Below are 26,815 nucleotides of genomic sequence, written 5' to 3' on the forward strand. Positions count from 1 at the left end.
GCGGCACGATTCGGCGTTAACGTGGGAGCGGAGGAGCAACTTGAGATGATCACCTTTATCGTCGCTGTTCTGCTGATTGTTGGCGTGAACACCCTCGTCTGGACCACGGCTGGTCTCGCGCGCGTTGCGACGTCATGGTTGCACCGTTGGCGGCCGCGGCCGCGAGGTTCCCTCCCCACCCGCGACGATGTCGCCGTCATCATTGCGGCCCATAACGAAGAACTTGTGATTGGCACCACGATCAGTTCGGCGGCATCCCTGATTCCCGCGTCGCACATTTTTGTTGTCTCTGACGGTTCGACAGACTCGACCTGTGACATTGCGATGGATGCGGGAGCGACTGTGCTCGACCTTCGACCCAATCGTGGAAAAGCCGGCGCCCTGTCGATGCTCATTCGGGAATTTGATCTGGCATCGCAGTTCGAGGTCGTCATGGTGCTGGACGCCGATACCCAGCTTGCGCCAGATTATTTCGACACTGGTTTGCCCTTGTTCAGCGACGACAATGTTGTTGCGGTGGCGGGAATGGCGACGAGCCTGCCGGAGGTTGCCGATACCTCGTTGATAGGTCGAATCTTGGTCGCCTACCGCGAAAGGGTCTATGTGACCATGCAGTACTTACACAAATTCGGTCAGGCGGCGCGAGGCGCGAACGTGGTCTCGATCGTGCCGGGGTTCGCCAGTATGTATCGCAGCCGCATCCTGTCTGAGATTGATATCGACGCCCCCGGCTTGACGATCGAGGACTACAACATGACCTTCGAAGTGCACGCCAAAAAGTTGGGGCGAATCGCGTTTCACCCGACCGCAGCGATAGCGCTCACTCAAGACCCCGCGACAATGAACGACTACACAAAACAGGTGAGCCGGTGGAATCTTGGTCTCTGGCAAACAGTTCGCCGGCACGGCATCCATCGCGGAAATTTCTGGGCAGCTCTCTACTTTTTTGTCACGGAACTCGTGCTGTCGAGCGTCATGATGTTGTTGCTCGTGCCCTTGGCGGTGTCGCTGCTCGCCCTCACCGTTATCGATGCACTGGATGGCGAGCAACCCACTTTTGCGTCAGCGGTTGTCCTGCTCATTCCTCCGCTCGCGCTCCTGTGCGGAGTGCTCATTCCGGACTACCTCATGACGATTTTCGCCGCCGTCGTCTCTCGAAAACCGTGGATGCTTGTGCTGGGTTTCGCTTTCATCGCCCTACGGATCGTTGATGCTTTCTTATGCCTTCGAGCGCTGAGAAGGGCGTGGGGTCATGCCACCTCAGGCTCGTGGGCGAGTCCAAGTCGCCGGGCGGTGACTACCGAGGTCGCCGCGGTCAGGACATAAGCGAGACAAGTTGTGACCGGGAACTTGCGCCGACACTGCGGTAAATGTGCGTAAGCCGGGCCTCGACAGTGCGCACGGAGACGAACAGTTCGGCAGCGATCTCCTTGTTGCGGTAGCCCTTGAGTACGAGCTCGGCCACCGCCCGTTCATCTACGCCCAACTCGACGAGCGCCGGTTTTAGCTTCACGAGTGTTGGCAATGAGGCGAGTGCACTGAGTGCCTCCTCCATCTTTCGAGCCCACGACCGAGCTCCGGCGATGTCGAACGCATCGAGGGCAGCGCGAAAAGACTCGGTCGCGTCGAGCGCACGATCGAGCCTCAGCAGCCGCGTCGCTTTAGAGGCATGGATGCGGGCAACCTGAAGCATCGAGCTGCCAGCGGGAATGGAATCGAGCGCCTCATCGCAGGATGTGATCGCACCGGCATCATCTTCGATGGCGGAGGGTTTCGCCTGCAGAAGCGCTATGCGCGCCCAGCGCGAAGGGTTGTCACGGACCCGCCGAGTGAAGCTTTCGAAAACGGCTCGCGCCTCTGCCCACCGGTTGGCCAAGCCATGTGCCTCAACGAGATCAGGAATATGCCGCACCAAGGATGGGTTGCTGGTGTCGTGATCGATAAGGTCGGCCATCAGGAGCATCCGGGTCGACTTTTCGACGTCACCTTCGATCAAGGCGATCTCGCCGCGAAGCGCGTGGAGTCGTGCCGAGAGTGCTGGGCTTCTGCCGTACCGATTGCGGGCGAGTTCCGCCGAGACAATCGCATCCGCATCGTTGAGTCTGTCTTCTGTGTAGGCAAGCCACGCTTCAAGATGGGAGTGGAAAGCCGGTCTCAAGCCAGGAAGCCAGCGAGATTTCCACTCGCTGATACTCAATCGTGCGGTCGTGAGCTCGCCTGAACGCAGGTCGTTATCGGCGAGCAGATATCGGGCGGTGTCTGCCCACACCGGTTCAGCCTGAGGTCGACGGTTCAAGATGATCGAACAGAGACGACTCGCTTCGGCGTAGTCCTCTCGCAGGGTGCAGGAGCGCGCATCAATGAGCAGATCAACGATCGGTCTGCTGGCGGCATCCTCAGAGTCAGAGAACTCCCCAGAATCGTCGAGTTCGATCGCGCTGCCCACTTGTCCGGTGGTGGCACTGAGCAACCTGGTGGCGAGATTGAAGATTCTGCGTGTTCCGCCGTCGGGCGGCATCATCGCTTCCGCGCGAGCCAGGAGACAGCGCGCTGGCTCTAGCTCCCACCTCAGTCCGCGACAGATGGCGGCGAGTGCGAGCATCTCAGCGGTTTCTTCTGGGAAGTCGGTGGCGTACAGGGCGTCCCACGCTTCGAGTTCGATGTCGGGAACTCGCTGGTCGCTCATGAAATCGATGATGAGCCGCAGCACCGTGAGTTCTAGGCTGATACTGGCGCTGGTAGTGAGATGAAGGCCACACATTACGTACCGACTGGCGAGGTCTAGTTCGCCGCTTTCAAATAGCACTCGGGCGAGTTGTGCGACTCTCCGCAACGATGAGGGTTGGTCATTCGTGAGGGCTAGTGCGCGGTCGGCAAATTCGACCGCCACTCGGCTTGCTCCTCCGTGCGCGAGCGACACGGCAGCGCGAAGTAGGTCGTCGGGGTTGCTCTGTTCAGCCGTCCCAAAACTGCGATGCCAGAGAGCATCTCTTCCAGAACTGTTGTCAGCCTCCGTCTGGTGAAGTTCACGTCTCGCCTGAGACGTCAGAGACCAGTACACGTGAGAACGCAGCAGTGGTTTCTTGATGAACACCTCACGTCCGAAAATTTCGGCGATTCCGAGAAAGACGAGATCTTGCAGTGCATCTTCATCGTCAATAGTCCCGCGAGTGGCCGCAGCGGTATCGACCATTGGCGCTGCAGAAAGCCGGGTGAGGAGGCGATGCTGTGCAGGGGTGAGTGTTGCTTCGATTGTTCGCGCGTGGGCGTGCGCTGTAGGGCCAGGGACGAGGGGAAGGGAAAGCGGCTGAAGACCGTCGAGCTGTTCGGCCGTTACTCGCCCCAGAGCCTCAAGGATGGCTCGGGGGTTACGCTCAGCCTGATCCACGATTATCGTCAGGCTGCCCGACTGGCGACTATCGGGGCGTGCGGCCCGAGCAAAGTCGAGCGCGAGTGGTCTACTCAGCGGGTCGAGATGCAATTGTGGCAATCCGCCAAAGCGGCCGCCTGGGTCCGCACCGGTAGACGTGGCGACCAATCGGATGCCGGTCCCTCTCAGTCGCCCAGCCATAAACCCCACAAGAATCTGGCTTGTTTGATCCATGAGATGCACATCATCGAGCAGCAGCAAGATTGGGGGCAAACCGAGCCCCTGCACGAGCGACAGGATGTCGCGTGCTGCCGCGAACATCTGCGCCGGTTCCGTAGAAGTCAGAGCCATGCCAGCACCGATATCCATCGCGTGGGGGCTGCTCAATGATGCAAGAAATGTGAAGAAACCGGAAAGGGGCCATGCAGCATCTGCTGGATTAATTCGCACCATCACGGCCTTGATATGTGACTCTTCGAGCGCTGCTTCTAACAGTTTGGTCTTGCCGAGCCCGACGCCGCCGACGACGAGCAACGCGCCTTCATGAGGGGAGGAAGCCAAACGGCCTATTCGATCGAGTTCGGCTCTGCGGCCGATAATATCCACGGCGACACCAGCTAGTTAGCGTGCTCGTTGAACGCATGCTCTCTGGATTGATCGTGTCCAGAAAGACCGCTCTCGAAAGTAGTACCGTTTGCCGTACGGTTCACGTTGGGTAGACGGAACATACGAACACTCCCTGTCTGAGTCGATGGGTGCTGCGTTCAGTTTGGTGCGCATAAATGCGGGTGTTTGCGGGTATTCCTCATACTTGTATAGCCCTCTGGGTGCCGGAAATCAATGGTGGACCCTAACGGTTACCGCTAAGACATCAGCGAGTACTGACGTGTCGATTAGCGGTTAGCAGCGCTCGCAGCCTCGGTTTTCTACTGGCGCAGAGTGCTGATGGGCTCAGTGTCGGGGATAGGGCTCGCGTCTTTGCCGCGCAGGTCGGGGTGCCAGCCGCGCAAGACGGTGGGAACAAGCACTCCGAGAGCGGCAATGACGGTGGCGGCCCAGAATCCACCGATGGGGCCATAGGCGTCGATGAGGAAGCCGGCGACGGCGGAACCGAGGGCTGCTCCGATCAATTGGCCGGTGCCGACCCAGCCGTACGCTTCAGCGGTATCGCTGAATTTCACGCTGGCAGACACGATCGCAAAGATGACGGCGAAGGCGGGGGCGATGCCGATGCCCGCGATGAGCAGGGTGATGGAGAGCCACCAGAAGTTGAGGCTGAACATGGCAAGCGCCATGCCGACGAACACAATGAACATGCGGCGGGCGAGTGCCCAAGGGCCGATGGGTAAGTGCCCGAGGAAGAGGCCTCCGAAGAGTGAGCCAATCGCCCAGATGCCCAGCACGAAACCTGCTTGCGGCCCGTCGTGACCAAACACTGACACTACGGATGCTTCGACTGCTGCTGCGGCTCCGACGAGCAGGAAGCCGGTAATGGTTGCCAACATGACGGGTGGACGTCGCAGCACGGTTCCGAAGGAGCGCTTGCTGCGCGGGATGCGCACCTGACCCACTTCGGGACTCGCGATGAACCAAGCGCCTCCGCCGAGCAGGAATGCGCCAGCCACAACGATCGCTGTGGTTGTCGAAATCTGAATAGCGAGGAAGGTCGCAACTACCGGCCCGGCAACCCAAATAATCTCTTGCGCTGAAGCATCGAGTGAGAACAGGGGAGTGAGCTGTTTGGAGTTCACCATCTTGGGGTAGATCGTGCGTACGGCGGGTTGCACTGGCGGGTTGCTGAGGCCCGCAATGAGGCCAACGACCATGAACATGCCGACGCTGAGAGGAACGAGCGCGATGGTGAAGATGGCGGCGGCCGAAACGATGAGGGTGAGGATGAGCACTTTGCGCATTCCCCAGATGCCCATCCAGCGGCTCGTGAGCGGGCCGGCAATGCCCTGCCCAATGCTCGTTGCGGCAAGCACGAGGCCGGCAGCGCCGTAAGAATTGTGGATCTGTTCGACGTGAAGAAGGATCGCCAACGAAAGCATTCCGCCCGGCAGTCGCGCGGTGAGCTGCGCTGCGATGATTCTGGCGATGCCCGGAGTTTTCAACAGGTCGATGTATGCGTTCACAAGAACTCCAGCTTAGCCGTCGAATTGGGCCTAATCTGTGCCGCCGATTGCTGGTTTTATAAGGAATTTCAGGGTGTCAGTGGTTATCCCTAGGCTGTGGAAAACCCCGCGAAGTTATCCACACCTGTGGAGGACACGCCCACTACATCTAGGGTTGGCGGCTGGCGGCACCCACGATATATAGTGGTGGAACCGCTTGACCGGGGGTCGCGGTTTTCGAGGTTTTATGGGGATTTTAGGGAGTATTTGTGGCAATCACAGTCGTCAAGCGCAACGGTACGCGAGAGCCGTATGACGCCAACAAGATCAACCTCGCAATCGAAGATGCCGCCACTGGCCTCGACGACAACATCACGTGGGTAACCCAGATCGCATCCGAGCTCGAACTGACGCTCTTCGACGGCATCACCACGCAGCAGCTCGACGAAGCGGTCATTCAGGTCGCCCTCCAAAACGTGAAAGACGACCCGGCCTTCGACACCGTCGCTGCCCGTCTTCTTCTCAAGACCATTTACAAGCGCGTTCTCGGTGACTACTCCGACGCCGCTGATCTTAAGCGCCTGCACAAAGAGCACTTTGGCCCCAACGTCATCCGCGGCGTAGAAGAGGGTCTCCTCGACCCGCGCCTCACGACCATGTTCGATCTGGATGCTCTCGCTGAGCACCTTGAGCCCGCTCACGATGAGCTGCTCAAGTACATCGGTGTTGTTACGCTCAACAACCGCTATGGCATCAAGGGTCGCAACGGCGACGCCCTTGAGGTTCCGCAGTATTTCTGGATGCGCATCGCGATGGGTCTCTCGCTCAACGAAGCGAACCCCAACGAGGCTGCCCTCAAGTTCTACGAAAAAATGTCCAGCCTCGAATACTTGGCTGCCGGCTCCACGCTCGTGAACGCGGGAACGATCTACCCGCAGCTCGCGAACTGCTTCGTCATGGAAATGCAAGATGACATGGAGCACATCGCCAAGACGACGCGCGATGTCATGTGGCTCACCAAGGGCACCGGCGGAATCGGCCTCTCGGTCACCAAACTTCGCGCCCAGGGTTCGCCCATCCGCTCGAACAACACGACCTCCACCGGTCCCATCCCGTTCATGCACACGATCGACTCGATCCTGCGTGCGGTCAGCCGCGGTGGCAAGAAGTTCGGCGCCCTCTGCTTCTACATGGAGAACTGGCACATGGACTTCCCGGAGTTCCTCGAACTCCGCAGCAACTCTGGTGACCCCTACCGCCGCACCCGCACCGCCAACACGGCCGTGTGGATCAGCGACGAGTTCATGAAGCGCGTTCAGAACGACGACTCGTGGTACCTCTTTGACCCGCTCGAAGTCACCGACCTCAATGAGCTGTACGGCAAGGCATTCTCGAAGCGCTACAACGAATATGTTGCGATGGCGGATGCCGGCGAAATGCACATGTTCAAGAAGATCGGTGCTCGCGAGCAGTTCAAGTCGATCCTCATCTCGTTGCAGACCTCCAGCCACCCGTGGCTGACTTGGAAAGACACGATCAACAACCGTGCGCTCAACAACAACACGGGCACAATCCACCTCTCGAACCTCTGCACCGAGATCACGCTCCCGCAGGATGAAGACAACGTCTCCGTCTGCAACCTTGCGTCGATCAACCTGTCGCGTCACCTTCTGCCCGAGGGCGGAGTCGACTTCGCGAAGATCGCTGAGAGCGCTCGACTGGCCGTACGCCAGCTCGACAACCTCATCGACATCACACGCTCGAGCGTGAAAGAAGCAGACTTCTCCAACGAGCAGAACCGCGCAGTCGGTCTCGGCGTAATGGGCTTCACCGACATCATCGAGAAGCTCGGCTACAGCTACGAGAGCGAAGAGGCCTACGACCTCATCGACGAAATCATGGAGCACGTCTCGTACGCTGCGATCGATGCCAGCACCGAGCTCGCGAAAGAGCGTGGTGCGTACACGAACTTCGAAGGCAGCGGATGGTCGAAGGGCCTCGTGCCGCTCGACTCCATCGCGCTCACCGAAGAAGACCGTGGCATGGAGATCAAGGTCAACCGCAAGACTCGCCTCGACTGGGACGCTATGCGCGAGAAGGTCAAGGGCGGTATGCGTAACGCAACGCTCATGGCGATCGCGCCAACCGCATCCATTGGCCTCGTTGCCGGCACCACGCCCGGTCTCGACCCGCAGTTCTCGCAAATCTTCAGCCGCTCAACCTCGAACGGCAAGTTCCTCGAAGTGAACCGCAACCTCGTTGCGACTCTTCAGGAGCACGGACTGTGGGAAAAGAACCGCGAAGCCATCCTGCGCAGCCAGGGTGACATCCAGAACGTTGCCGGCATCCCCGATGACATCAAGGCTGTATTCAAGACGAGCTTCCAGCTCTCGCCGTATGCGTTCCTTGAGGTTGCCGCTCGCGCCCAGAAGTGGATCGACCAGGCCATCAGCCGCAACATGTACCTCGAGACGCGTGACCTCGGCGACATGATGGACATCTACTTTGACGCCTGGTCTCGCGGAGTCAAGACCACCTACTACCTGCACATGAAGCCGCGCCACCAGGCAGAGCAGTCGACCGTCAAGGTCAACAAGTCCGAGGAGATCTCGTCGACTAAGGCTGCTTCCGCTGAGGCCGGCGCAACCGCAGCATCATCAACACCCGCACGCCGAGGCTTCGGCGGGTTCGCAAAGAAGGCAGAAGCATAATGAACCGCGAAAACACCCCAGACGACTACTTCGTTCCCGTCGATCCCATGGACGACCTGCAGTGCGATAGCTGCCAGTAATGGGAATCCTAGGAACAGGCCTGCAAGACGGCCTACTACTGAAGCCGATCAAGTACCAGTGGGCAATGGACCTGTACGATCAGGCCGTCGCCAACACGTGGTTCCCTAACGAGATCCAGTTGGGCGAAGACATCGCCGACTTCAAGAAGATGACTGATGAAGAGCGTCACGCAGTGACCTTCCTCATGAGCTACTTCAACCCGAACGAGTTGCTCGTCAACAAGGCACTTGCCTTCGGCGTGTACCCCTACGTTTCCGCCGCAGAGTGCTCGCTGTATCTTGCCAAGCAGATGTGGGAAGAAGCCAACCACTGCATGAGCTTCGAGTACGTTCTCGAAACCTTCCCCATCGACCGTGAAGCGGCTTACAACTCTCACGTTGATGTGCCGTCGATGGCGCGCAAGGAAGAGTTCGAAATGAAGTACATCCGTCGCATGACGGAGCAAACTCTCGACATCAACACCATCGAGGGCAAGCAAGACTTCATCCGCAACCTCGTGGCCTACAACGTGGTGCTCGAAGGCATCTGGTTCTACTCGGGCTTCATGGTTGCCCTGTCGTTCCGCCAACGCAACCTGCTGCGCAATTTCGGTTCGCTCATGGACTGGGTCGTTCGCGACGAGAGCCTGCACCTCAAGTTCGGTATCAACCTGATTCTCACGGTGCTCGAAGAGAACCCCGAGATTCAGACCGAAGAGTTCGCTGACGAAATTCGCCAGATGATTCTGGATGCGGTGGAAATGGAAGAGGCCTACAACCACGACCTGCTCCCCGGCGGCATTCTCGGCCTCAACGCCAACTACATCAACCAGTACGTCAAGTATCTGGCTGACCGTCGTTTGGAAGAACTCGGCTTCGAGGCGCACTACAAGGTCTCGAACCCGGCCAAGTGGATGGCGACAGCCAACGACACTCTCGAGCTCGTCAACTTCTTTGAGTCAACCAATACCTCGTACGAGGCCAACGCGTCAGCAACCACCAAAGCTAAAGTCGAGTGAGCCTGACCGTTGCGCGGGTCGGTTGGTTAGACCCGCGAGCGGTCGAGCAGCGAGCGGCGATGGACGAAGAGACTGGCGCGATTTATGCCGGTCGTCAGGCTGATCTTGACGATGCCGGGCGCACTGCAGTGAGAGCTGCATTGACAGTCTCGCCCGACGACATCAGCCACACGCTGTTGGTGCTCGACGGCGACACGGTGATCGGGCATGCGGCTCTTCGCCCCTTCGAGCAATCGCTTGAAGTGAAAAAGGTATTCGTCGACTCTCGTCACCGTGGCAAAGGCGCAGCGCGTCGGCTAATGCTCGAGCTAGAAGTTGTTGCTCGCGAAGCGAAGGCCCACTCCCTGATATTGCAGACTGGAAACCTGCAAACGCCCGCAATGGCGCTCTACGAGAGCCTTGGCTACGAACGTATCGATGTTTTCGGTGCCTACGCGGCGATCCCTTTCAGCGTCTGTTATGAGAAGTCTTTGTAGTTCGTTCAGCTTCGCCATCTAAGCTGCACCGGATGGGGGATACCCCTCATCGACCTAACCCGGAACAATTGCACTGTGAGTATTTTTCGGCGGCGCCCGCGCCTTAACCTGGGCAAGTTTCAGGCGCCCGAGCCTGTCGAAGCGGCCCCCATCGAACGAGTCGTTGAAGAGGGCGTTCTCATCGCGCGTAATGCCGTGCGCATGGCCGTGAAAAACCGGATTATTGTGGATGCCGCCCGCGACCACCTCGACTACGACGACGGCGCGCTGGCTGGTCTCGTGCACGTCGAATTCGACCACCTCGCCGAACAAGCCGAGCGCCTCCTTCGCGGCTCGCACTCTGATCGCAACCGCGCCGTGCAGGCGGGGCTCGCCGAGGGTCTGCGCCAAGCATCGATGGATGGCGAACTCATTTCGGCCATCATCGACGAAGCACGTGAATTGGCGTGGAGCGAGATTGGCACCGCCATCATCGCGAAGCTGCGGGATTCGTATATTCCGACCGCTGATCCGCAGTACCTCAAGAACCGTGACACGCGACTGCGTGAACTGCGCACCATCAACTTGGCCGAGCTCGAAGCGGCGGCGCACGGCGAGTACTAATCTCGGCGTGTGTTGCGCCGAGCTCGGAGCGCGGTCGGCTCGAACGCCGAATCAGTGCGGGGTAGACAACGTGCGCGAAAAGAGCGCCCGTCCATGTCACTTTTGCGTCAGCCGGGGGTAGGCTGCCTTCGTCGACATTGCAGCGAGGTGCACTCATTCGGGCGGGCCCGCGTTGCCGACGACAGCATCAATCGGGATAAAGAAAAAGGTTGCACCATGAAAATCTCCTCCGCACTGCCAGCATTGGCCGTCGTCACCGTTCTCGCACTGTCGGGATGTGTTGATAACAGCGCCGACACCGACACCGGTACTACCGGCGGAAGCACTGTCGACGTCGGCATTGACGAAGCAGCAGTTGCTCTCTTGCCCGACGACATCAAAGAAGCCGGCGTTCTCGTAATCGGTATCGACCCGACCTACGCCCCTAACGAATACAAGGATGACGCGGGTAACCCCATCGGGTGGGAAGTTGACCTTGGCAACGCTATGGCAGCCAAGCTCGGTCTCGACACCCAGTACCAGCCCTCCAGCTTCGACAAGATCATCCCCAGCGTCACCGGCGGTAGCTACGACATCGGGCTTTCCTCCTTCACCGACAACGAAGAGCGCGAGAAGGTCGTCGACTTCGTCAATTACTACGAGGCGGGCATCCAGTGGGCTCAGCTCATTGGTGTCGACGTTGATCCCGCTGACGCGTGTGGCCTGACGGTTGCTGTGCAGACCGCGACCTACGAAGAGACGGATGAGCTTCCGGCGAAGTCGCAGGAGTGCACCGATGCGGGCAACGAGCCCATCAACATCCTCAAGTTCGACACTCAAGACGAGGCGACCAACGCTCTCGCTCTGGGCCGCGCCGACGCCATGAGCGCTGACTCGCCCATCACCCAGTACGCGGTGAGCCAGGTCGGCGACAAGATTGAACTCGCAGGCGACTCGTTCGACACCGCACCGTACGGCATCGCTGTAGAAAAGGATTCAGCTCTGTCGGATGCCCTCCAGGCGGCGCTGCAGTCGATGGTCGATGACGGAACCTACAAGTCAATCCTCGAGGACTGGGGCGTCTTCAGCGGCGCCGTCTCGTCCATCACCATCAACGCGGCAACTTCCAGCTAAGTAGATGGCTGCATCACGCTCTGACCGTTCGGCGACACCTGCACAGGTGCCGCCGAACGGCGTTGATCAAGCAGAGGCGATCAAAGCGATTCGTCTCCGCCACCCCTGGCGCAATGTCATCGCGGTCATTCTCGTGGCGATGCTCGTGCTCTTTCTCGTCGACGCGTCTCAGCGTGAGGCTTATGGCTGGGCGAACTTCGGCAAATACATCTTCGACCAGCGCATCTCGCAGGCCGCCGGCTACACGCTGCTGCTGACGGTGTATTCGATGGTCATTGCGATCATCCTCGGGGTCACCCTCGCCGTCATGCGCCTCTCGGATAACCCCGTGGTCAAGGGCATTGCCTGGCTGTACCTCTGGGTTTTCCGCGGCACTCCGGTGTATGTGCAACTCGTGTTCTGGGGACTGTTCGCCACGATCTATTCCACGATCGATGTCGGCATCCCGTTCACTGAGCCGTGGCTGTCGTTCGAGACCAGCGACCTCATCAGCGTGTTCTGGCTTGCCGTGATCGGCTTGGCTCTTAACGAATCTGCCTACATGGCCGAGATTGTGCGCGCCGGAATCCTCTCGGTTGACAAGGGGCAAGACGAGGCAGCAACCGCCCTCGGAATGTCGTGGATGCAAACCATGACGCGGGTCGTCATCCCGCAGGCCATGCGCATCATCATTCCGCCCACCGGCAATGAAGTCATTTCGATGCTCAAGACCACCTCGCTGGTCACCGCCATTCCGTTCAGCTTGGAGCTCTACGGTCGCTCGCGCGACATCTCTGTCGTGATCTTCGACCCCATTCCGCTGCTGCTCGTAGCCTCGGCCTGGTACCTGCTGTTCACCTCGATCCTGATGGTCGGCCAGTACTTCCTCGAGAAGCGCTTCTCGCGCGGTGTCGGTCAAGCACGCCCCGAAAAGGCGGGCACGGAGACGGGAGCGATCTCGGTGAAGACCGGTGTTATTGACACTCCGGGTGAGGCATCCGATTCCAGTACGGATCCGTCAGGAAAGGAGCACCGATGACGAACGCAACGACAAGCGGCGCACCGATGGTGCATGCCGATCGCGTCTCGAAGAGTTTCGGTTCCAATGAGGTGTTGAAGAGCATTTCGCTCTCGGTGCCCCAGGGCGAAGTGATGTGCCTAGTTGGCCCAAGCGGCTCCGGCAAGTCGACGTTCCTGCGCTGCATCAATCATCTAGAAAATGTGGATGCCGGTCGACTCAGTGTCGACGGTGTTCTGGTCGGTTACGAAGAACGCGGCGACAAGCTTTATGAGCTCAAGCCACGCGAAGCCGCCCGCCAGCGTCGCGATATCGGCATGGTGTTCCAGCGCTTCAATCTCTTCCCGCACATGACAGCGCTGGAAAACATTATTGAGGCGCCCATCCGCGTCAACAGGGTGAAGAAAGACGCCGCGATGGCGAAGGGCCGCGAACTGCTCGCTCAGGTTGGACTGGCCGAGAAAGAGGACGCCTATCCCGCTCACCTTTCCGGTGGTCAGCAGCAGCGAGTGGCCATTGCGCGCGCTCTCGCCATGGAGCCCAAGCTCATGCTCTTCGACGAACCGACGTCGGCGCTCGACCCAGAACTTGTGGGTGAAGTGCTCGACGTCATGAAGGGTCTCGCCGAATCCGGCATGACCATGATTGTGGTCACGCACGAGATGGGGTTCGCGCGCGAAGTCGCCGACCAGCTCGTGTTCATGGATGGCGGCGTTGTCGTCGAGTCGGGCGATCCCGATGAGGTACTCGGCAACCCGCAGCACGAACGAACGAGGGCCTTCCTCTCGAAGGTGCTCTAAGCGCGACTCGCTCGGTTCCTTTGGCTCGCTTGCGGGCTTCGGTCGATCCGGGTGCTGCTGCTAGCGCGGCTGCATCCGGATTGCGCCGTCAAGGCGAATGACCTCCCCATTGAGCATGGGGTTCTCCACGATGTGCTGCACGAGCGCGGCATACTCGTCGGGCCGTCCGAGTCGTGACGGATGCGGCACTTGAGCGCCGAGAGAGTCCTGCGCCTCCTGCGGCAGGCCTGCCATCATCGGCGTCTCGAAGACGCCAGGAGCGATCGTCATGACACGCACCAGGGCCGAAGCGAACTCGCGGGCTAGCGGCAGCGTCATCCCGGCAACGCCAGCCTTCGACGCCGCGTAGGCGGGCTGACCAATCTGCCCATCAAAGGCGGCGACGGATGCCGTATTCACGATCACGCCGCGCTCGCCGTCGATGGGTTCAGTTTCGACCATCGCGGCCGCAGCGAGGCGTATGACGTTGAACGTTCCCGTGAGGTTGATGCCGATCACGGTTTCAAAGGTTTCGAGCGGCAGCACTCCCTTGCGTCCGAGCGTCTTGCCCGGGGTCGCGACGCCGGCGCAGTTCACGACGATGCGCAGTGGTCCGGTTGAGGAGGCGAGGGCAACGGCAGCCTGAACATCCACCTCTGAGCGCACATCGGTTGGCGCGAACTGGAACCCATATTCGGCGGCGATCTCGATTCCACGGGAGCTGCGCAGGTCGGCGATGGTGACCTTCGCACCCTGCGCGGCGAGAGCGCGAGCGGTGGCGAGACCGAGTCCGCTTGCTCCACCGGTGATGAGCGCTGCGGCATCCTGAATTTTCAATTAGAGCCTTTCGATGAGGGTTGCGTTGGCCATGCCGCCGCCTTCGCACATGACTTGCAGGCCATAGCGACCGCCGGTGCTGTCGAGCTGGTTGACGAGGGTGGTGAGCAGGCGCGTACCCGAGGAGCCGAGCGCGTGACCGAGGGCAATGGCACCGCCGCGTGGGTTCACGATCGTGGGGTCGACGGGGAACTCTTGCAGCCAGGCGAGAGCGACCGAGGCGAACGCTTCGTTAACTTCGATGCTGTCGAGCTGATCGAGACGGATGCCGCTGCGCTCCAACACGCGGTGCGTTGCGGGGATAATCCCGGTCAGCATTTCAATCGGGTCGGAGCCGACGACCGCAAAGGAATGGAACCGTGCGAGTGGCCGGAGCCCCAGAACGGCAGCGCGCTCCTCGCTCATGATGAGCACCGCCGACGCGCCGTCGGTGAGGGGCGAAGAGTTGCCCGCAGTGACCTTCCACTGAATCTCGGGAAAACGGGCGGCAATCTCGGCATCGTAGAAGGCCGGACCCAGGCCGGAAAGACCTTCCGCCGTCGTGCCGGGGCGGATCGTTTCATCGTGGTCAAACTCGCCAATGGGCAAAATTTCGTTGCTGAAATCGGCGGCGGACGCACGCGCGTGGGAGAGCGCGGCGAAGACATCGAGGTCGTCGCGGTCGAGCCCCCAGCGTGCCGCGATGAGTTCGGCGGAGATGCCCTGGTTCACGAGACCTGCGGGGTAGCGGTCGTTGAGCAACGAGCTCGTGGTGTCGTAGCCGAGCGTTGCTTGGCCAATGGGGTGGGAACTCATTAGTTCGATTCCGCACGCGATCACGACGTCATTTACGCCCGCCATAATCGACTGCGCAGCGAAGTGAGCAGCCTGCTGGCTCGAACCACACTGACGATCAATTGTCGTGCCCGGTACCGTCTCGGGAAGCCCCGCTGCGAGCACTGCATTGCGGGCGATGTTGACCGCCTGCATGCCGGATTGCGTGACGCAGCCCGCCATCACATCATCGATAGTGGTGGGGTCTAGATCATGGCGGTCGACGAGGCTGCGCAACACAACAGCGAGGAGATCGACCGGATGCTCGCCAGAGAGCGCTCCGCCCGGTTTTCCCCGGCCCGAAGGCGTACGAATTGCGTCAACAATGACTGCCGTTGTCATGGTTCAAGACTAATGGCGAGTCCGCTTAAGTACTACGGCTAGGCCGGTTCGACACCAAACGCGCGAGCGAGCTTGTCGATCTTCTGTGCGCGGCCAAGGCGGGGCAGGTCACTGCCGTCGCGGATGACGCGGCCGCGAGCCTCGAAGTCTTCCAAGAATTCGCGAGCCCACGCGACATCCGAACGAGTAGGGCTGATGACTTCGTTGATGATCGGCAACTGCTCGATGTCGAGACACAGCTTGCCTGTCATGCCGAGGGAGACGGCCATGCTGCCCTGTTCGCGCAAAACGGGGTGGCTCGTGCCGACGGTCGGGCCGTCGATGGGGCCGGGAAGGTTGCCGACGCGGCTGGCGATAACCAGGCGCGAGCGAGGGTAGGCCATTGCGAGGTCGTCGGCGCTGGTGCCGGTGTCCCGGCGATAATCGCCACTGCCGAACGCGAGACGGTAAGCGCCGCGGGCACGGGCAATCGACACGGCTTCTTCGATGCCGAGAGCGGACTCCACGAGGGCAATCACGGGCGTGATTCCCTTGAGGCGGTCAAACGTTTCAGAGACATGAGCTGCTGCTTCGGCCTTGGCGAGCATGACGCCGCGCAGTCCGGGGAGGCCGGCGAGAGCATCCACATCGTCTGACCAGAAATCAGAAGTGCGGTCGTTGATGCGCACCCAACCGCTGCCACCATTGCTCAACCATTCGACAACGGAATCGCGAGCGATGGACTTGAGGCGAGGGTCAACGGCATCCTCCACGTCGAGGATGATCTGGTCGGCCCGTGAATGCTCAGCGGCATCAAAATCGTCGGGGCGAGTTGCTGCCACCAGAAGCCACGAACGCGCGATCTCGGCGGAAACATCGTGGGTGGTCGAGTTATCGGTGGTGCTTTCGGACACGCGTGAACTGCTTTCTTTCAGAAGAGAGGCCGGTTATCGTGCCACTCGCAGCCTCCAGCGTAACTTGCGGGGGTGGCGGGCGGCTGAAAAAGCGCGTTTAGGAAGCGAGCACTTTGGCGATGCGCTGAAGGCTCACCGATCCTGCGGTTCCCAAGTGCTGCGCGAAGAGGCTCAAGCGCAGTTCTTCGAGCATCCAGCGGGCGCGCACGATCTGCGGTTCGGGATGCTTTTCTAGCGGCAGAGTGCCGCCCGCATCCTTGTAGCGACGCGTCGCCAACTCCACTTCGGACATCCAGCCCCTGTCGCGGCCGGGGTTCTCGGTGAGTTTCGCCACCCGATGCTCGATGCCCTTGAGGTAGACGGGGAGGCGTCGCAATTGAGTGAGCCCTGTCGCCGAAACGAAGCCGGGGAAGACGAGCGCATCGAGCTGCTCGCGCGCATCCCCGAGCGGTGCTATCAGATGCATGCTTGTTGCGGCACGTATCGCTTTATCGGCCAGTCGAACCCCCGACACTATGGATGCCACGAGCGAGACGGTCGTAAACAGCGAGTCGACCAGCCCTGCCGAAATCTCGTTTCGCAGCGACTCGAATTCGCTCTGCGAGAAGACATCGCGCTCGCCCATCACGGAGTCAACGCAGGCGCGCAAACAATCGTCGAAGAGAGCATTCGTGGAGCGGTAGGGGCTCTGGGCGAGCACTAATTTTTCGGTGCCGGTGAGATGTTCGTTGATGTAGCCGAGAGGCGAGGGAATCGCGAACAGCAGCAGGCGACGCACACCGCCGTGGTGCGCGATGGCCTGGTCGTACGGAGTCGACATGAGGCGAATGGACACCGAGTCGCCGTCATCTACGAGTGCAGGGTAAGCGCGGATGGTGTTGCCGCCGTGCTTGGTGTCGCGCGATCGATCGAGCTCTCCGAAGTCCCACGTTGTGATTCCGGAGCGTTCGAGGGTGTCTGCTGGGCGTTCCGGGGACCGCTGAGCGGCGCCTTCCACAGCCCGGGCAACACTCTCCCGGGCGACCGGCTTGAGGCTCGCTTGCAGGCTGCGGAGTGACTTGTTAGCGCCGACTTTTTCGCCGCGCTCGTTGATCACCGCGAAGGTGACCTTCAAGTGGGCGGGCACGCGGTCGAGTTCGAAGTCGGATGCCGCGACCTTCACATAGGTCAGTCTCGCGATTTCTTTGGCCAGGTATTCGGTCACGCCCGGGCCCTCGTCGAGGGCGGCCGTCGCCGGATCATCGGGAGCGTTTTCGAGCAAGCGGCGAGCCCAGTCGGCTGCGGGCACCACGTTGCGGCGGATCGGCTTCGGTAAAGCCTTGATCAACGCTGTCACGAGTTCTTCGCGCAGGCCGGGCACTTGCCAATCGAAGCCTTCTGGCCGAAGTCCCGCGAGCAAGGGCAGTGGCACGGCGACGGTCACTCCGTCATCGTCGGTGCCGGGCTCGAAGCGATAGCTCAGGCTCAGCGTTTGATCGCCGCGCACCCACGTGGTGGGGAACGCGGTGTTGTCGACTTCGGCATCATCCGCGTTCTCAAGGAGATCGTCGGTGGAGAGGGTGAGCAGGTCAGGGGAGTCGTGACGAGCTTTCTTCCACCAGCCTTCGAAGTCGCGCACGGAGGCCACGGTGGCGGGCAATCGCTTGTCGTAGAACTCGAAAATGGTCTCGTCGTCGTGCAAGATATCGCGGCGACGGCTGCGCTCTTCGAGCTGCTCAAGGTCGCGGCGGAGCGCTCGGTTCGACGCGTCGAATCCCCACACGCGCTTGTCCCGTTTCGTCAGGTCGTCTTCGCCCTCGACAAGGGCATGGCGAATGAAGAGTTCGCGGGCGGCTGGCAAATCAACCCGCGAGAATTGGATGCGGCGGCGAGCGGCCAGCGTGACGCCATAGAGCGTGACGCGCTCGAACGCGACGGCGGCGCCCTGCTTCTTTTCCCAGTGCGGTTCCGAATAGCTGCGCTTCACGAGATCGCCGGCAAGTTTCTCGGCCCAGACAGGGTCGATCGACGCATTCATCCGCGCGAAAAGCCTGCTCGTTTCCACGAGCTCAGCGCTCATGATCGCATTGGGCTGTTTCTTAGCCAGTGCTGAGCCGGGGAAGATGACAAACCGAGTCTGACGGGCGCCAATGTAGTCACGCTTGGCGACATCCTTGAGACCAATGTGGCTGAGTAAGCCGGCCAGCAGTGAGCGATGGATGCCGTCGGGGTTCGAGTGCGCGTCGCCGATCACGAGACCGAGCGGTTTGGCCATCCGGCTCAGCTGGCGGTAGACATCGTGCCATTCGCGCACGCGCAAATAGTTGAGATATTCGTTTTTGCACATACGTCGAAACTGGTTGCCCGAGAGCTCTTTCTGTTTCTCTTCGAGGTAGTTCCAGAGGTTGAGCATCGTGAGAAAGTCGCTCGTGGGGTCGATGAAGCGCGCGTGCTGCTGGTCGGCTTGCGGGCGCTTATCGAGCGGACGCTCTCGGGGATCCTGAATGCTGAGGCCGGCAACAATCGCCATGACTTCGCGCGTGGTGCTGTGCTGCTTCGATTCGAGCACCATGCGCGCGAGCCGGGGGTCAATCGGCAGTTGGCTGAGCTGCTTGCCGATGCGAGTGATTCGCGGGGCGGCATCTTTCGGGCCGGTGGCCTTGTGCCCGGCTTTTGTCTGCCCGACCATCGCATTTTCGACAGCACCGAGCTCGGTCAGCAGTTCAAGGCCGTCTTTGATGCCGCGAGAATCTGGCGGCTGCAAAAACGGGAACTCGGCGATATTTCCGAGCCCAAGCGAGATCATCTGCAGAATGACTGCCGCGAGGTTGGTGCGCAGAATCTCGGGTTCCATGAACTCGGGGCGCGAGTTGAAGTCTTCTTCGGAGTAGAGGCGAATCGCGATTCCGTCACTCGTTCGTCCGGAACGGCCCGAGCGCTGGTTGGCGCTGGCCTGGCTGATGGCCTCGATCGGCAGACGCTGAATCTTCGCGCGCGTGCTGTAGCGGCTGATGCGGGCGGTTCCGGCATCGATGACGTAGCGGATGCCGGGCACCGTCAGGCTGGTTTCGGCAACGTTGGTGGCGAGCACAATGCGGCGTCGCGTGCCTGGCGTGCGGCGCGACTCGAACACGCGGTGCTGTTCGGCGGAGCTCAGCCGGCCGTAGAGGGGGAGCACTTCGGTGCCCTCGGAGAGTTTGCCGGCGCTGATGCGTCCGCGGATGGATTCTTCGGCATCCCGAATCTCGGTTTCGCCGGAGAGGAAGACGAGCACGTCGCCGTCGCTCTCGCGAGAGAGCTCGTCGAGGGCGTCGTTGATGCCTTCGAGATAGTCGCGGTCGGTGCGGTTCGCGGCAGCTTCTTCGGCATCCTCCGCTTCGAGATCGTCGCCAGTGCTTTCTTCGGCGACGAGGGGACGGTACCGAATCTCGACGGGGAAAGTGCGGCCAGAAACCTCAATGATGGGGGCACCATCGAAGTGCTTCGAGAAGCTCTCGGGGTCGATGGTCGCACTCGTGATGATGATGCTGAGATCGGGGCGGCGGGCCCGCAGCTGCTTGAGATAGCCGAGCAAGAAGTCGACGGTGAGGCTACGTTCGTGGGCCTCGTCGATGATGATCGCGTCGTACTTCTTGAGATCGCGGTCGCGGTGAATCTCGTTCAGCAGGATGCCGTCAGTCATGAGCTTCACCCGCGTGTTCTTGCCCACACGATCGGTGAACCGCACTTGGTAACCCACGAGGTCGCCGAGTTCGCTACCGAGTTCTTCGGCAATGCGCTCCGCAACGGTGCGCGCGGCAATCCTTCGTGGCTGCGTGTGCCCAATGGATGTCTTGCCCAGTTCCAACAGAATCTTAGGCAGCTGGGTGGTTTTTCCACTTCCGGTGGCTCCCGCAATGATCACGACTTGGTTCTCGCGAATGGCCTTCGCGATGTCGTCTTTGCGCTGGCTGACGGGCAGCTCGGGTGGGAAGGTCACCACAATGTCAGCGCTCGCGGCAGATGCGGTGCTGGCGGAGTGAACTTCGGAGGCAGACATAACAGTCCAGCTTAAGGCCGTCGACCATGCCGTGAGAATCGGAGCATTGATCATTGTCTTGCAAAGTACTTTGTGTTACAAAGTAGATAGCGAAACCGACACGGTGTCGGTGCGCGACAGCCGCAATGAAGGAGCCAGCATGGCAAACGACGATCGCTACACGAGCACCGCCGATGAGCTTGATGACGAATCTGTGCTGAGCCCAGAGCACATGTTGAGGCTGGTGGATGATCAGCAGAACACGATGATGCGCCAGCAACTCTCACCCATTCCGTGGATGCTGGGAGTGTGGGGGTTCGCTTGGGCGCTGGGATTCTTATTGCTCTGGTCGTCGGCCGAGGGTGGTAACCCGTGGTTTTCCGTTCCTGTGGTTCCCGCCCGCATCGCCTTCGCCGTGCTCATCGGCAGCGCCATCGTGATCTCGACGGTGCTGGGAATTCGCATCAGCCGAGGGGTTCAGGGCAACTCGACGTTCTCCGGGGCGGTGTACGGGATCTCGTGGTCGGTAGCGAGCAGCGGGTTCGCCACCGTCGGTGTTGCGCTCATCCAGAACGGTATGTCTCAGGAGCTCGCCACTCTCTACTTTCCTTCCGCATTCGCGCTGATGGCTGGAATCCTGTACTTTCTCGGTGCCGCCCTCTGGCAGGAGAAGAGTCAGTTGGTGCTGGGGAGCATCTTGTTGCTAGCGGGCTCAGCGTCGCCGTTTTTCGGGGCACCAACCAACAACATCGTGATGGCAGTGCTGGGTGGTGGCAGCATGCTCATTGCTGCGATCGTCTTCGCTGTTCGCCTGCACCGGATGGCCTAGAACAATGGATGAACTCGATCCTGTTATCCATGCCTCGGCCCGGCTGCGCATCACGGCCGCTCTCGCGACGCTTCCCGACGGTGACCGCCTCGCCTTTCCGCGGTTGCAGGAATTGCTCGAAATGACGCCGGGCAACCTCTCCACTCACCTCAGGAAACTGGAGGATGCAGGCTATGTCGAGGTCACCAAAGCCCATCAGGGGCGAAGCCCGGTCACCTATCTCAGCCTGACTGCGCGAGGGCGCGGAGCTTTCGAGACCTACACAGCTAGCCTCAAAAAACTGTTGGGCTAGAGCGCGCTATCCGCGCGTCGGCACGAGCCAGCGGCGCAGCATCCGGGTCACGCCGGGCAGCAAGACGTAGGTCATGACCGGGGTGAGGCAGAGCGTGGTCAGCAGCACGCGCGTAATGATCGGCAGCGTGTCCCAGCCGGGAACAAGCAGCGTCACAATATAGGTGAACGCGAGGTTGAGCGGAAAGAAGCCGAGCCAAATCGTGATGGCCTGTTTCCAGCGCGGTGGAGCGGCGGAAACCGCAGAGGACGCTCCCGCATGCTCGACGGTGACCTCGGTTGGCTCGTCGAACCAGCCCTCGATTCCGGTGCGGCGCTCGCTGCGGTGCTGGCTCATAAACGCGCTGCCGCTCTGGAGCCACCACGCGCGTTCGGGGGATTGCTCCCAGTGCAAGAGTGCTGCGTCATCCGCGAATCGGTAGAGCATGTGCCACGTGGTGCTCTCGGTGCCGGCGCGCACCCAGCCCGAGCCGAGAAAGCCGGGATAAGTGGTCGCGAGGTTGATGCCGGTTTGCATCCAGGCAGTCGCTTGGGCGATGCGGGCGGGGTCAACGGTGCGTTCGATCGAGATGGTGATCGGGGCGTTTTCTACAGGCATCAGCGCACTCCTTTCTGTTGTCCAGCGGCAACAGTGACAGCCGGTGCGGGCTTAGCTGGGTTCAAGTCTAGGTTGGATGCCGTGTGCTCGTGCTGTGCGGGTATGTAAATTTCTTGTGTCACGGCGTTTACTCGCGCGGTAGGCCAATTCTCGAGCTTCTGCGTTTGGCGGGCTTTCAGCCGCACCCCGCGGATGCCACAAATGCTGTGCCCTCTCACCCTCCGCTCATCCGCGCATCACCCCCACTGTGGGGTAGACACAGGAATCCGCGCAGGATTGTGTCGTTCTTGTTGCGAATTGTGCGAATCGTCAGTTTCTATTGCCCTGACGTTCAGCAATACGGTGTAATGGCGGCCATGGGATTGGTCTACACCGTCCCTTCGACCACCTTTCTACTGGAGGAAAGATGAAGAAGAAGCGCGTCTCAGCTGCCATAGCTGTGCTCGCGGCCGGAGCCCTCGCCCTAACAGGGTGTACTCCGCCGTATGAGTCAGAAGTAATTGCCGATACCGAGATCACGGTGGCGTGGAATGACCTGATTGACAACTTCAACGGAAGCAGCGCAGCGGGCAACAACACCGCTAACGCCGTTGTGTTGTACATGATGAACTCGTCGTTCTTGTACTACAACAGCGAACCGGCTCTCGTGCGTAACACCGACTTCGGTACGTTCGAGAAGACCAGTGACGACCCGCTGACCGTGAAGTACACGCTCAATGACAACGTCACCTGGTCCGATGGAACCCCCATCGACTCCGCTGACCTGTTGCTCGCGTGGACCACGATCTTCGCCGGCGTCACGGATGCTGACGACGCTCCGCTCTTCACCCACGCCAACCCGCGTGGCGACCTCGCTTCGGCGCTGCCCGAGATCGACGACAAGAGCATCACGATTGTGTACGACAAGGCCTACGTCGACTGGGAAATCCAGTTCGACCTCGGTGTTGCCGCTCACGGTGTCGTTGAGCTTGCTTACCCCGAGATCACCGATCCCGAGGAAGCAAAGGAAATGTTCGTCGAGGCAGTTCAGAACGACGACGTTGACTGGCTCACCCCGGTAGCTAAGGCATGGAACGACGCCTACCAGGCGCCGAGCACTCCCGACAGCGACCTCGTTGCTCTCTCAAGTGGTGCCTACGTTCTCGACGAACTTGTCGAAAACGAGTACGTCGCTCTCGTAGCAAACCCGCTCTACACGTGGGGCCCTTCGCCCAAGTACGAGCGCATTATCGTTCGCCAGATCGAGGACTCGACCGCACAGGTTCAGGCCATCGAGAATGGTGACGTGCAGATCGCAGCCGGCCAGCCGACTCCTGACGTGCTTGAGCTCGTCAAGGGACTCGACAACGCTGACTACGTAACCGCGGATGAGGCTACCTACGAGCACGTTGACCTCACGTTCAACAACGGTGGTCCTTTCGACCCCGCCACCTACGGCGGAGACGAAGACACCGCGAAGGCTGTTCGTCAGGCATTCCTGAAGGTCATTCCTCGTCAGGAGATCCTCGACAAGCTGATTCTCCCGCTGAACGAAAACGCCACTCTGCGTGACTCGGTTCTCCAGATTCCTGGAGCACCCGGCTACGACGAAATCGCTTCGAGTAACGGTTCGGCTGACTACGCCGAGGTCGACATCGAAGGCGCCAAGGCGCTGCTTGCTGACGCCGGAGTAACTACTCCTGTTGAGGTCAAGTTCTGGTACCCCGAGGGCAACGTTCGTCGTGCATCCGAGTTCGAATTCATCCAGCAGTCGGCTGCTCTCGCCGGCTTCACGGTTGTTGACGACTCAGAGCCCACGTGGGCATTCACCGACAAGGAAGCACTGCCGATCAACCCGCACGACGCGGTTATCTTCGCATGGCAGTCGACGAGCCTCGCGCTCACCGGTTCTGACCAGTACCTCGGTAGTGGCCAGCCCAGCAACTTCGGTGGATACTCCAACACCGAGGTAGACGGTCTTCTCTCAGACCTCGAGACCGAGCTGGACCCTGCGGCTCAGACCGAGATCCAGGTTGAGGTCGAGAAGCTGGTGTGGGATGACGCTTACGGCGTCACCATCTTCCAGTTCCCCGGAATCACCGTCTGGAACAACTCAGTAACGAACGTGGACCCGAGTCCGCTGTCGCCGACCTACTTCTGGAACTTCTGGGAGTGGGCACCGACAGACTCCGAGTAACTTCTCGGTAGCGCTCACGAGTGGGCCGGGCCTAGTGCCCGGCCCACTTGCGCGAACGTCGTTATGCCGCTCAGCGGCGCTGTTTTTGTTCCGTTATGCATGCCCCCGAAATGAGGATCTCCGGTGCTGACCTTTGTCGCCAGGCGCCTTGTAGCCACTCTTTTAGTTCTCCTAGTGGCTTCATTTATCGTCTATGTACTTACCGCCAATTCCGGTGATCCGCTTCAAGAACTTCGGGGCAGCCGAGATCCCAGCGCTCAAGATCAAATTGCGTACTTGAGCGGCCTTCTCAATCTCGACCAGCCACCCGTACTTCGCTACTTCACCTGGCTAGGAGGAGTGGGGGCCTGTTTCATCGGCCAGTGTGACCTTGGGATTTCGGTCGCGCGAGGCGAACAGCCCGTGATCGAAGCCATCGGGGGAGCACTCGGTTCCACTCTCCAACTGGTTCTTGCCGCAACCATCCTCGCGATCGTCATCGGCGTCGCGATAGGAATGACAACCGCACTTCGTCAGTACAGCGGTTACGACTACGTCGTCACTTTCCTCACCTTCGTCTTCTACTCACTCCCCATCTTCTGGGTTGCGGTGCTCCTCAAAGAGTTCGGCGCTATTCAGTTCAACTCGTTTCTCGGCGACCCCGTTATCCCGTGGTGGTCGATTCTCATCATCGGTCTGGTGATGGGCTTCATCGGCTCTTCGATTGTTGGTGGAGAGTTGCGAACGCGGGTCATTTCTTTCGTCAGCGTTGGCGGCGGTATTGCCGCGTTGCTTATCCTTCTCGATGTCACTCGCTGGTTCGAAAGCCCCTCGATCGGCTTCGTCGGTATAGCGCTGATGTCTGTGGCGACGGGCGCGGTCGTGCTCTTTACTTCCACCGGCTTCCACAACCGTCGTGCTTTGGTCGCCGTGGGAATCATCGTTGTTCTCACTGTCATCTTGAGCTGGCCGTTCCAGTTCCTCTTCTACTACGTCAACAGCCCGTGGACCGTGCTGCTCGTTCTCGCCATTCTGGTGGGCCTCGGCCTGCTCGTCGGCTTCTTCGTGGGAGGCGATGGCAAAACTGTCGTAGCCAGAACCGCAGCCATCGTCGGTGGCCTCGGTGTGCTGCCGCTCGTGCTCGACCAGATGTTTATCCGCTGGGATGAGTACGTGGCGCGCATCCCGCTCAGCAACGGTGTGATCGCCACGATCGGTGCCTCAACCCCCGCGATTCGGCGGGTGGATGACACGTGGCTGAACATGCTCGACTCCCTCACCCATATGCTCCTGCCCACCATCGCGCTCATGATCATCTCGCTGGCGGCCTACACGCGCTACGCTCGCGCCAGCCTGTTGGATGTCATGAATCAGGACTACGTGCGCACCGCTCGCGCCAAGGGTCTCGGGGAACGAACCGTCGTCATGCGTCACGCGTTCCGCAACGCCATGATCCCGATCGCTACCATCATCGCGCTCGACTTCGGGGCGGTGATCGGTGGTGCCGTGATTACCGAAAGAGTCTTCGCCTGGCAGGCGATGGGCTCCCTCTTCAATGAGGGGCTCCACCGCGTCGACGTGAATCTGGTGATGGGGTTCTTCCTCGTCACGGGCATCCTCGCCGTTATCTTCAACGTTATTGCCGACCTCTTGTACTCGGCCCTTGACCCCAGAATTCGGGTGAGCTGATCATGACCGATAAGAAGCCCGTCGCCGACGAACAGTCGGTAGGCCAAGAACTCAGCATTGAACAGCGCGCAACAGTAGGGCTCAGCCAGGGCGCGATCGTGCGCCGCCGTTTCCTGCAGCACCGCGGCGCCGTGATCTCGGTGTTCGTGTTGCTCTTCCTCGTGCTCCTCGCGTTTACTTCGGTGGGTACCGTTCTTGGTGGCACTGGAAAACTCACCCCGGATCCCACCGGCACACGCCTCATTGTCGATGGGTTCCGCATCCCCGGTTGGTGGGGTGCCACGTGGTGGGAACGCTACGACATCGTGCTCCCCGGCGGCGCTCCTACTTTCACGTGGTGGCCGTTTAGCTTTGGCGAGCATCCCTTTGGCCAAGACAACACGGGTAAGGATGTGTTCGCGCGTGTCATGCGCGGAATGCAGCAATCGCTCAACGTCGTCTTCATCGTCGGCATCATCTCGACCGTTATCGGCGTCGTTCTCGGTGCTCTCGCTGGGTACTACCGCGGTTGGGTTGACCAGCTCATCATGCGACTGACCGACGTCATTATCATCGTTCCGCTGCTCATCCTCGGTGCCGTTCTCGGCCAGACGATCGGTGGTGACGCGTTCTTGTTGGCTGTCATGATCGGGCTCATCGCCTGGACCGGTATGGCGCGACTCGTGCGTGCGGAGTTCCTGAGCTTGCGCGAACGCGAGTTCGTGGATGCAGCCCGGGTTGCCGGTGCCAGCGACTTCCGCATCATTTTCCGTCACATCCTGCCCAACACCGTCGGCGTGATCGTCGTCAGCGCAACGCTGCTCATGAGCGCCGTGATTTTGCTCGAGACCTCACTGAGCTTCCTCGGGTTCGGCATCACTGATCCTGATATTTCGCTCGGTCAGATCATTAGCCAATACAACGAAGCATTCAAGACGCGACCGTGGCTGTTCTGGTGGCCAGGTCTCTTCATCGTGGTGATTGCGCTGTGCATCAACTTCATCGGCGACGGTCTGCGCGATGCGTTCGACCCTCGCCAGAAGCGCGTGCCCCGTAAACGCGGGTTTGGTTCCGAGGTCGGCAACTTCTTCAAGGCCTACATTCCCGGCACACGTCCCGGCGACGGAACCGTAAACAAGTGAGAACGAGTG

The 26,815-nt window shown here is 60.4% G+C and carries 20 protein-coding genes; 13 read left to right on the forward strand and 7 right to left on the reverse strand.

The genetic code is table 11. From position 1 onward, the window contains the following. The first annotated feature begins 45 nt into the window (after window positions 1-45). Window positions 46-1,326, forward strand: coding sequence for a glycosyltransferase (locus tag I6E56_RS11975; protein WP_197138745.1), 1,281 nt, complete (start codon window positions 46-48; stop codon window positions 1,324-1,326). Here I6E56_RS11975 and I6E56_RS11980 read toward each other — a convergent pair. Together I6E56_RS11980 and I6E56_RS11985 are read right to left on the reverse strand one after the other, a co-directional pair. After that, a complete protein-coding gene (locus I6E56_RS11980) occupies window positions 1,316-3,976 on the reverse strand; it encodes a LuxR C-terminal-related transcriptional regulator (protein WP_374061964.1) in 2,661 nt (886 codons plus the stop codon). The genes I6E56_RS11975 and I6E56_RS11980 overlap by 11 nt on opposite strands. 320 nt (window positions 3,977-4,296) lie before the next feature. Then, window positions 4,297-5,505 (reverse strand): MFS transporter, encoded by a 1,209-nt coding sequence (locus I6E56_RS11985; protein ID WP_197125837.1) that lies wholly within the window; start codon window positions 5,503-5,505, stop codon window positions 4,297-4,299. 248 nt (window positions 5,506-5,753) lie between these two features. Here I6E56_RS11985 and I6E56_RS11990 point away from each other — a divergent pair, with 248 nt between their 5' ends. From I6E56_RS11990 to I6E56_RS12020, 7 genes are all read left to right on the forward strand, one after another. After that, on the forward strand, window positions 5,754-8,195 hold the full coding sequence (locus I6E56_RS11990) for a ribonucleoside-diphosphate reductase subunit alpha (RefSeq protein ID WP_197138747.1): 2,442 nt from the start codon (window positions 5,754-5,756) through the stop codon (window positions 8,193-8,195). A gap of 79 nt (window positions 8,196-8,274) precedes the next feature. After that, window positions 8,275-9,273: a ribonucleotide-diphosphate reductase subunit beta gene (locus I6E56_RS11995; RefSeq protein WP_197107705.1), complete on the forward strand. Its 999-nt coding sequence runs from the start codon at window positions 8,275-8,277 to the stop codon at window positions 9,271-9,273. Next, window positions 9,270-9,749 carry a GNAT family N-acetyltransferase gene (locus I6E56_RS12000; RefSeq protein WP_197138748.1) on the forward strand — a complete coding sequence of 160 codons (480 nt, stop codon included), beginning with the start codon at window positions 9,270-9,272 and terminating at the stop codon, window positions 9,747-9,749. Before I6E56_RS11995 ends, I6E56_RS12000 begins: the two co-directional genes overlap by 4 nt. A 75-nt stretch (window positions 9,750-9,824) precedes the next feature. Further along, window positions 9,825-10,352, forward strand: a complete 528-nt coding sequence (locus I6E56_RS12005) for a hypothetical protein (RefSeq protein WP_307842845.1) — start codon at window positions 9,825-9,827, stop codon at window positions 10,350-10,352. Between the two features lie 216 nt (window positions 10,353-10,568). After that, window positions 10,569-11,465 (forward strand): ABC transporter substrate-binding protein, encoded by an 897-nt coding sequence (locus I6E56_RS12010; protein ID WP_197138749.1) that lies wholly within the window; start codon window positions 10,569-10,571, stop codon window positions 11,463-11,465. Window positions 11,466-11,469: 4 nt separating this feature from the next. Continuing rightward, a complete protein-coding gene (locus I6E56_RS12015) occupies window positions 11,470-12,483 on the forward strand; it encodes an amino acid ABC transporter permease (RefSeq protein WP_197138750.1) in 1,014 nt (337 codons plus the stop codon). 26 nt (window positions 12,484-12,509) lie between these two features. After that, window positions 12,510-13,262 (forward strand): amino acid ABC transporter ATP-binding protein, encoded by a 753-nt coding sequence (locus tag I6E56_RS12020; RefSeq protein WP_197126313.1) that lies wholly within the window; start codon window positions 12,510-12,512, stop codon window positions 13,260-13,262. 60 nt (window positions 13,263-13,322) lie between these two features. On the opposite strand, the gene I6E56_RS12025 is transcribed toward I6E56_RS12020, so the two are convergent. From I6E56_RS12025 to hrpA, 4 genes are all read right to left on the reverse strand, one after another. Further along, window positions 13,323-14,078, reverse strand: a complete 756-nt coding sequence (locus I6E56_RS12025; RefSeq protein WP_197138751.1) for a 3-hydroxyacyl-CoA dehydrogenase — start codon at window positions 14,076-14,078, stop codon at window positions 13,323-13,325. After that, entirely contained in the window at window positions 14,079-15,233 is a 1,155-nt protein-coding gene (locus I6E56_RS12030; RefSeq protein ID WP_197138752.1) for a thiolase family protein, read from the reverse strand. 38 nt (window positions 15,234-15,271) lie between these two features. After that, window positions 15,272-16,126, reverse strand: a complete 855-nt coding sequence (locus tag I6E56_RS12035; protein WP_197138753.1) for a CoA ester lyase — start codon at window positions 16,124-16,126, stop codon at window positions 15,272-15,274. A gap of 97 nt (window positions 16,127-16,223) precedes the next feature. After that, window positions 16,224-20,144, reverse strand: a complete 3,921-nt coding sequence (gene hrpA, locus I6E56_RS12040; protein WP_197138754.1) for an ATP-dependent RNA helicase HrpA — start codon at window positions 20,142-20,144, stop codon at window positions 16,224-16,226. Between the two features lie 139 nt (window positions 20,145-20,283). On the opposite strand from hrpA, the gene I6E56_RS12045 reads away from it, so the two are divergent. Further along, the gene (locus I6E56_RS12045; protein WP_197138755.1) at window positions 20,284-20,952 is read left to right on the forward strand and encodes a hypothetical protein; all 669 of its coding nucleotides are present in this window, start codon (window positions 20,284-20,286) and stop codon (window positions 20,950-20,952) included. A 4-nt stretch (window positions 20,953-20,956) separates the two neighbouring features. Further along, on the forward strand, window positions 20,957-21,244 hold the full coding sequence (locus I6E56_RS12050) for a transcriptional regulator (protein ID WP_197138756.1): 288 nt from the start codon (window positions 20,957-20,959) through the stop codon (window positions 21,242-21,244). A gap of 6 nt (window positions 21,245-21,250) precedes the next feature. Here I6E56_RS12050 and I6E56_RS12055 read toward each other — a convergent pair whose 3' ends face one another. Continuing rightward, window positions 21,251-21,841, reverse strand: a complete 591-nt coding sequence (locus I6E56_RS12055; RefSeq protein WP_197138757.1) for an antibiotic biosynthesis monooxygenase — start codon at window positions 21,839-21,841, stop codon at window positions 21,251-21,253. 406 nt (window positions 21,842-22,247) lie between these two features. Here I6E56_RS12055 and I6E56_RS12060 point away from each other — a divergent pair, with 406 nt between their 5' ends. The 3 genes from I6E56_RS12060 (at window position 22,248) to I6E56_RS12070 (ending at window position 26,806) form a co-directional block, all read left to right on the forward strand. Continuing rightward, complete coding sequence (locus I6E56_RS12060) at window positions 22,248-24,017, forward strand: ABC transporter family substrate-binding protein (protein WP_197138758.1); 1,770 nt, start codon at window positions 22,248-22,250, stop codon at window positions 24,015-24,017. 174 nt (window positions 24,018-24,191) lie between these two features. After that, entirely contained in the window at window positions 24,192-25,685 is a 1,494-nt protein-coding gene (locus I6E56_RS12065) for an ABC transporter permease (protein ID WP_374061977.1), read from the forward strand. A gap of 2 nt (window positions 25,686-25,687) precedes the next feature. Next, on the forward strand, window positions 25,688-26,806 hold the full coding sequence (locus I6E56_RS12070) for an ABC transporter permease (protein WP_197138760.1): 1,119 nt from the start codon (window positions 25,688-25,690) through the stop codon (window positions 26,804-26,806). Window positions 26,807-26,815: the final 9 nt, after the last annotated feature.

This window comes from Salinibacterium sp. NK8237 (assembly GCF_015864955.1).
GTDB lineage: Bacteria > Actinomycetota > Actinomycetes > Actinomycetales > Microbacteriaceae > Rhodoglobus.

What these genes read in the sequence shown, in the direction of transcription:
- I6E56_RS12030 (WP_197138752.1), bottom strand. Translation starts at nt 15,233, where the DNA reads ATGACAACGGCAGTCATTGTTGACGCAATTCGTACGCCTTCGGGCCGG.
- I6E56_RS12055 (WP_197138757.1), bottom strand. Translation starts at nt 21,841, where the DNA reads ATGCCTGTAGAAAACGCCCCGATCACCATCTCGATCGAACGCACCGTT.
- I6E56_RS12045 (WP_197138755.1), top strand. Translation starts at nt 20,284, where the DNA reads ATGGCAAACGACGATCGCTACACGAGCACCGCCGATGAGCTTGATGAC.
- I6E56_RS12010 (WP_197138749.1), top strand. Translation starts at nt 10,569, where the DNA reads ATGAAAATCTCCTCCGCACTGCCAGCATTGGCCGTCGTCACCGTTCTC.
- I6E56_RS11975 (WP_197138745.1), top strand. Translation starts at nt 46, where the DNA reads ATGATCACCTTTATCGTCGCTGTTCTGCTGATTGTTGGCGTGAACACC.
- I6E56_RS12050 (WP_197138756.1), top strand. Translation starts at nt 20,957, where the DNA reads ATGGATGAACTCGATCCTGTTATCCATGCCTCGGCCCGGCTGCGCATC.
- I6E56_RS12015 (WP_197138750.1), top strand. Translation starts at nt 11,470, where the DNA reads ATGGCTGCATCACGCTCTGACCGTTCGGCGACACCTGCACAGGTGCCG.
- I6E56_RS12070 (WP_197138760.1), top strand. Translation starts at nt 25,688, where the DNA reads ATGACCGATAAGAAGCCCGTCGCCGACGAACAGTCGGTAGGCCAAGAA.
- hrpA (WP_197138754.1), bottom strand. Translation starts at nt 20,144, where the DNA reads ATGTCTGCCTCCGAAGTTCACTCCGCCAGCACCGCATCTGCCGCGAGC.
- I6E56_RS11995 (WP_197107705.1), top strand. Translation starts at nt 8,275, where the DNA reads ATGGGAATCCTAGGAACAGGCCTGCAAGACGGCCTACTACTGAAGCCG.
- I6E56_RS12020 (WP_197126313.1), top strand. Translation starts at nt 12,510, where the DNA reads ATGGTGCATGCCGATCGCGTCTCGAAGAGTTTCGGTTCCAATGAGGTG.
- I6E56_RS12060 (WP_197138758.1), top strand. Translation starts at nt 22,248, where the DNA reads ATGAAGAAGAAGCGCGTCTCAGCTGCCATAGCTGTGCTCGCGGCCGGA.